The organism is Arthrobacter sp. TB 26 (genome assembly GCF_000427315.1).
Classification (GTDB): domain Bacteria; phylum Actinomycetota; class Actinomycetes; order Actinomycetales; family Micrococcaceae; genus Arthrobacter.
The window spans coordinates 1-5,487 of the sequence record NZ_AUPJ01000312.1; the positions used below are offsets into that span (position 1 = coordinate 1).

A 5,487-nucleotide genomic window follows, 5' to 3' on the forward strand; every position below is an offset into this window, starting at 1 on the left:
AACTGGATAAGCGGGTTATCGCTTTGGGGTTTATTCCTCGCTCCGTGGGCGAGCTGAGGGTCTCTATCGATGATGCTCGCCGTCATACCCTCTGGTGCTTTGTCACTGGGTTTTGTTCGCAGTTTGGTCGCGACTGCGCTCTTCGGCGAAGCGGGGGTTCTTGCCGACAACGTAGCTCGACATGGGTGCGCCGGCGGCTCCCGCGTGGCGGGACAGAGTCTGCTTGCTGTATCCGAGCATGCGGGCAAGTGACGTGGCGTCAATTTCTTTGACCAGGCTCTGCAGGGTGGTGTTGCGGATGCCTTGGATGTTGACGCCCATCCCGCGCAGCTTCAGGAGGTGGGTGTTGGGGGATCGGGGTGCTCCTGCGCGGACGCCCGGGAAGAGCCAGCGTGTATCGCGGTTGACTGTCTGTTGGCCGGCGCGGTCCTGGAGGTGGGCCCAGAACATGGGTGCCAGCAGCTCGGGAATAGGTGCCGGATACCGGCCGAGACTGAGGAACATGCCTTTGCCGGTCACTTCGACGTCGTCGATGGTGAGCATGGCGATCCTGCCGATGGGGATGCCATAGAGCAGGAAGATCAGCCCCGCGATGCGGATCGACAAGGCGACGTTGTCGGCCTCGATGAGCTTGCGGACAAGGTCCAGGCGTTCCTGCTGGCTGAGGACGGGCGTCGTCCTGGCCAGCCGCGCAGCGACCTGGATGTCCTTCCCCGGCGTTTCCCGCTTGAGGTATTGGATGAAGTTCCGGATATGTCGACGGGTTGAGGTGCCCTCGGAGAGGTATTCGTCGATATGTATCTGGCGGAAGGAAGCTGCTGTCCGGCGGTGCTCATCGAGGAGCCAGCGGAGGAACTTTCCGGCCTCTGTGATCTCCTGCTTGGCCGAGCGCACGGCATAGTTCATGTTCTTCGTCGCGGATGACTCCGCCCGAAGTCTCTTGAGGTGATGCCAGCGGGCGAAACGCTCGATGGGGGCGTGGATTTCCGGCGTCGAGGAGAGCTGGTCGAGGCGTTCTTCCAGCCACTGCTCGAACATGGCCAGCTGCCGGTCTTCCTGTGCGGGCAGGATCCGGTTATGAGTGAGGATCGCGCGGACGTGCTCGACCGCCGGCGTCTTGGGCAGTTCGTCGAAAGCCCGGTGGGAGAGCTCGATCTCCCTGTCACCGATCCGTTTGAGCAGCCCGGCGGACCGGCCACCGTTGCTGCGCAGCCAGGTGTAGATGCTCTCCGGCCGCGTGGCCCCGGTCAATACCTTGATAAGGCGTTTGAGCCGCAGGTCGGGTGGGTCATTCGGCCTCAGAAGCTCCGTCAGATCGTTGGCGAGAACGCAGGTGATGCAGTGACCCCCGCGGAAGCGCTCGGCCTCGCGGCCGCAGTTGTCACAGGTGAGGTCCGTCGTGATGCCGGCGCATTCGCGACAGATGTCGTCGCCCGCATCCGTTCGACCTGGCAGCATTCTGTCGGCACCGCAGAGCGGGCATTGACCGTATCGGTGGGTTGCGTTCGTGAAGCATATTCCGCAGATCCGTCCGTCTGGCCAGCGGACCCGGATCTTTCCGGTGGTTCTCCCGCAGCGGTCGCAACCCTCGCTCGTCCTGTTTGATCGGGGACGACCGCGCGGCTTGAACTCACTGCTCATCGGGACGGGTAATGCGGGCGCGGACCGGGCGGTAGGCCTCCATCAGGGGGACATCCGTGCCGTCGCCGACGGCGGTCCGACGGCGCTGGGTGCGGGTTTCCGTTCCTGTGTAGGTAAAGATTTCGTTGGCTTCGACCTTGAAGATGTCGCAAAGTGCTGCCAAGACCTGGAAGGCGATCCGGTCCGGGTTCTGTCCGACGAGTCGGTAGATCTGCGACTCGGAGAGCGTGATGCCACGCTCCCGAAGCGGAGCGACCAGATCGCGGCTGTTGCGCATCCCGGCGCGTGCCATCAGCTCCTTGACGCGGAACTGGTAGTCGATTTGACGGTTCATCGTGATGCCTTTCCGGAAGGCGTTGTGGGTTTGGTCAGCAGCTTGCTGTTGCTGGCCAGGAGGGTTGTGTTGAGCACGCGTTCCAGTTCGCGCGCGGCGAAGTCGGGGGAGGGAAGTGTGTAGATCGTGGTCGTCGCTGTGTGCTCGTGGCCAACCTGCATCGAGATGAACTTGGTGTCATAGCCGTACTCGGTCTGCATGTGCGTGACATAGGACCGTCGCAGGGAGTGAAGGTCGAGCCCCGGCGGAAAGCCGAGTTCGTCGAGGAATCCGCGCATCCGATCCCGGAGGTTCTTTTCCGGAACCAGGCCGCCGCGGCCAGTCGGGAAGAGATCGCTGACAGGCTGCCCGTAGCGGGGAAGACCGCGTTTGACCCAGTCATCAACCGCCTCGGCTGCCCAGTCCAGGAGGGTCAGCACGGACCGCTGTTTCTTGGGGGAGCCCTTCTGCGACTTCCCGAACCGGACGCGCAGAATGCCGTAGTCGCCGAAGTACGGAGCCTTGACATTGCGGGAGAAATCGACCAGGCCGAGGTGACGGAGTTCGTCGCGCCGAAGGCCCCAACCGTAGGCGGTCTTGAAGGCGACGGCGTCACGCCACGCGGCAAGAGCGCCCTTGCGTCCGGAGTTTATGATCCGTTCGACTTCCAGGTCGGCTAGGTCGAAGAAGGCCTGCAGCTCCTCGAGAGTAAAGGCACGCTTCTCCGGACCCATATCGGCATCCTGGACGTGCCTGGCTTTGTTGAACTCGGTGATCACCTGGGAAAAGGTTGTCCCGAAGAGGCGCCCGCAGTTCTCGTTCCACGGGTATTCAGGGTTGGTTGCATACTCGCAAAACAGTTTGATGTCCGTCTGGTAGGCCCGGACAGTGGACAAGGCCAGGTTCTCGACACCGCGAAGATGGTCGAACAGCTCGTCCGCGTCGACGGGGGCCCACTCCCACGGATACTTGCCCGAGAAGTCCGCCAGGCGCATAACAGATGCGACCCGGCGCCTGGTCGTTTGCATGGTGAAGTTTTGCGCCGAGTGCGATCGCTTCCACCCGGTGAGCACCTCGCTCAGGAACCCGTCACGATCCGGCTCTCGATTAGGCAGCGGGAGGAACGCGAGACCGCCGAACTTATCACCCAAGGAGCCTCCTATGTCGACTGCAATTTTTGCAGTCAAAATGCAAAAAATGCAACAATGAGACACAAAATGCCTGATCAGACCCGGATTTTGCGACACAGGAAACCACAACAGTTCGCCTCGCCCGAGGTGATCCTGCGCGTGGCGAATCGAGCGAATCGCCTGGTCAGGGCCGATCTCGGCTCCTGAGCGATCGTTATCAGAAGTGGATGTATTCGCAGAAAATGCGAATAGCCTCTTTACTACTTTACATAATATCCGATATCGGTAGTCAGCTCTCACTTATTCGGTTGAGCAGCGAGCTCCGGCTGGCTGGGAGCCGCGCACCTTTGTTGGCCTGTCAGGACTCTTTCAGCACGCTGCTGATGAGGGCCTTCAGGATGCTTTTCTCGGCGATGCCGAGCACGCGTGCCGCGACTCTACCTTCTTTGTCCAGAACCAGGGTTGTAGGGACTGCACGCGGGGGCACGTAGTCGGATAAGGCCAGCAAGATAGCCCCGTCGGCGCCGTTAAAGCTCGGATAGGTTGTTCCAAAGGTCCGTTCGAAAGCGGCGGAAGTCGCGGCAGTATCGCGCAGGTTGATTCCGTAGAACAGCACTCCGTCGCTTTTGTTTTCCTGATACAGGGTCTCCAGCGTGGGGGCTTCCGTGCGGCAGGGTGCGCACGCGGCGTACCAGGCGTTCAGAACCGTCACTGAGCCCCGCCACGCAGAGGAGTTGACGATGGTGCCGTCATAGAGCCTGCCCTCCATCTCCACCGGAGCGCTCCTGTCGTTGGGGGCGTACTCGGAGACGGAGCCGTCGCCGGCGATGTAGTTCTTGTTGTCCCCGGCCCGGGCTTGGGCGGCCAGGGAATCCGGGGGTGTGCAGCCGGTCAGCAGCAGCGCCCCGGCTGCGATGCCCAGCAGGAGGGTGCGCCGGCGGGGCAGGGATGCACCGGCGGCAGGGGCGGGGCGGTAGGCGTTCATGATCCAGTCCTTTGCGTTTATACCGGGGTGGTGATGGTCCCGGCGAGGTTCTGCAGCTGGTAAATCCAGACCATCCAGACCCCGGAGACCATCAGGAGCCCGACGAGGATGAGCAGCGAACCGCCAATGATGTTGAACGTGCGGATGTGCCGGCGGATGAAACCCAGGGTCCTGGTGACCCAGTTCAGGCCCAGTGCCACCAGGACGAAGGGAATTCCCAGTCCCAGGCAGTAGATGAAACCCAGCAGGGCGCCGCGCCAGGGGTCCCCGGTGGTCGTGCTCAGCGCCAGGACGGCACTGAGCGTCGGACCCATGCACGGGGTCCATCCAAGGCCGAAGATCACACCGAGCAGCGGCGCCCCTGCGACGCCCGTCCTGGGCCGGAAGGAAAGTTTCCGGGTGGTCTGGAGGAAAGAGAAACTGCCAACCAGCACCAGGCCCATGAATACGACGAACACCCCCAGGGCACGGATCAGCGTGTCCTGCCACTGCACCATCCAGCCGCCGATCACACCGAACGCTGCTCCATACAGGGTGAACACCGCGGCGAAGCCGAGAATGAAAAGACCGACGCCAGTCAGGACCCGCCGCCGGTTATCCGGCCGTGACGGGTCGGTCAGGCCGGAGACATAGCCCAGATACCCCGGCACCAGCGGAAGGATGCACGGCGAGATAAAAGAGACGACCCCGGCTGTCATAGCCAGCGGCATGGCCACCAACAAGGCACCGGACTGCACCATCTCGGCGAAGTATCCGCCAATGCTCATCGGTGTCTCCTCGGTCAATATCTCGATGGTCCGCCAAGCGGCAGAAGCATCGCCCCGCCCGTCGTGGGGCGAAGGAGCACTCATGTCCAGGCTCTATCTGTGGAAGCGCGGGACGCAGGGAACGCCGCGGGACGCCTTGTCGACGTTACAGCATGAGGCCGATGGCATCATAAAAATACGCTATCATCGTCAAATGACGATTGAACCTATGGTGTCCGCTGATCCGTGCAGCCGGCTCGATCCCGCAGCGGCGCTGTTCCATTCGCTGAGTGACCCGACCCGGTTGAGCATCGTGAAGCGGATGGCAGGTGGTGAGGTCCGCGTCGGTGACCTCACCACGGAGCTGGGCCTGGCCCAGTCCACCGTATCTGCCCATGTCGCGTGCCTGCGCGATTGCGGCCTGGTGGAGGGCCGGGTACAGGGCCGAAGCGTGTACTACTCGCTGTCCCGTCCGGAACTCATGGACGTGCTTGCCCAGGCTGAGATCCTGCTTGCCGCCACCGGCAACGCCGTCAGCCTGTGCCCGAACTACGGCACCGGCAGCACGGGTGCCCCCCTGACGAAAGAGAATGAACGATGAGTGACGCCTGCGGCTGCAGCGACGAGAAGACCGGGAGCGGCAAGTCCGAAGAAGCGGCGGAAGCCGCAGGG

6 protein-coding genes are annotated in these 5,487 nt (G+C 62.6%); 1 reads left to right on the plus strand and 5 read right to left on the minus strand.

The window, feature by feature from the left end:
* Nucleotides 1-102: 102 nt before the first annotated feature.
* From K789_RS0111790 to K789_RS0111810, 5 genes are all read right to left on the minus strand, one after another.
* Nucleotides 103-1,458, minus strand: coding sequence for a hypothetical protein (locus K789_RS0111790; RefSeq protein WP_024366786.1), 1,356 nt, complete (start codon nucleotides 1,456-1,458; stop codon nucleotides 103-105).
* Nucleotides 1,459-1,630: 172 nt separating this feature from the next.
* Nucleotides 1,631-1,975 carry a helix-turn-helix domain-containing protein gene (locus tag K789_RS0111795; RefSeq protein ID WP_024366785.1) on the minus strand — a complete coding sequence of 115 codons (345 nt, stop codon included), beginning with the start codon at nucleotides 1,973-1,975 and terminating at the stop codon, nucleotides 1,631-1,633.
* A complete protein-coding gene (locus tag K789_RS0111800; RefSeq protein WP_024366784.1) occupies nucleotides 1,972-3,105 on the minus strand; it encodes a tyrosine-type recombinase/integrase in 1,134 nt (377 codons plus the stop codon). The genes K789_RS0111795 and K789_RS0111800 overlap by 4 nt, the downstream gene beginning before the upstream one ends.
* Before the next feature lie 337 nt (nucleotides 3,106-3,442).
* Nucleotides 3,443-4,069, minus strand: coding sequence for a TlpA family protein disulfide reductase (locus K789_RS0111805; protein ID WP_024366939.1), 627 nt, complete (start codon nucleotides 4,067-4,069; stop codon nucleotides 3,443-3,445).
* A 17-nt stretch (nucleotides 4,070-4,086) separates the two neighbouring features.
* On the minus strand, nucleotides 4,087-4,836 hold the full coding sequence (locus tag K789_RS0111810; RefSeq protein ID WP_024366940.1) for a cytochrome c biogenesis CcdA family protein: 750 nt from the start codon (nucleotides 4,834-4,836) through the stop codon (nucleotides 4,087-4,089).
* 193 nt (nucleotides 4,837-5,029) lie between these two features.
* Between K789_RS0111810 and K789_RS0111815 the strand changes: the two genes are divergently transcribed.
* Nucleotides 5,030-5,416: an ArsR/SmtB family transcription factor gene (locus K789_RS0111815; RefSeq protein ID WP_024366941.1), complete on the plus strand. Its 387-nt coding sequence runs from the start codon at nucleotides 5,030-5,032 to the stop codon at nucleotides 5,414-5,416.
* Nucleotides 5,417-5,487 lie beyond the last annotated feature (71 nt).

What these genes read in the sequence shown, in the direction of transcription:
- K789_RS0111790 (WP_024366786.1), bottom strand. Translation starts at nt 1,458, where the DNA reads ATGCTGCCAGGTCGAACGGATGCGGGCGACGACATCTGTCGCGAATGC.
- K789_RS0111810 (WP_024366940.1), bottom strand. Translation starts at nt 4,836, where the DNA reads ATGAGCATTGGCGGATACTTCGCCGAGATGGTGCAGTCCGGTGCCTTG.
- K789_RS0111795 (WP_024366785.1), bottom strand. Translation starts at nt 1,975, where the DNA reads ATGAACCGTCAAATCGACTACCAGTTCCGCGTCAAGGAGCTGATGGCA.
- K789_RS0111815 (WP_024366941.1), top strand. Translation starts at nt 5,030, where the DNA reads ATGACGATTGAACCTATGGTGTCCGCTGATCCGTGCAGCCGGCTCGAT.
- K789_RS0111805 (WP_024366939.1), bottom strand. Translation starts at nt 4,069, where the DNA reads ATGAACGCCTACCGCCCCGCCCCTGCCGCCGGTGCATCCCTGCCCCGC.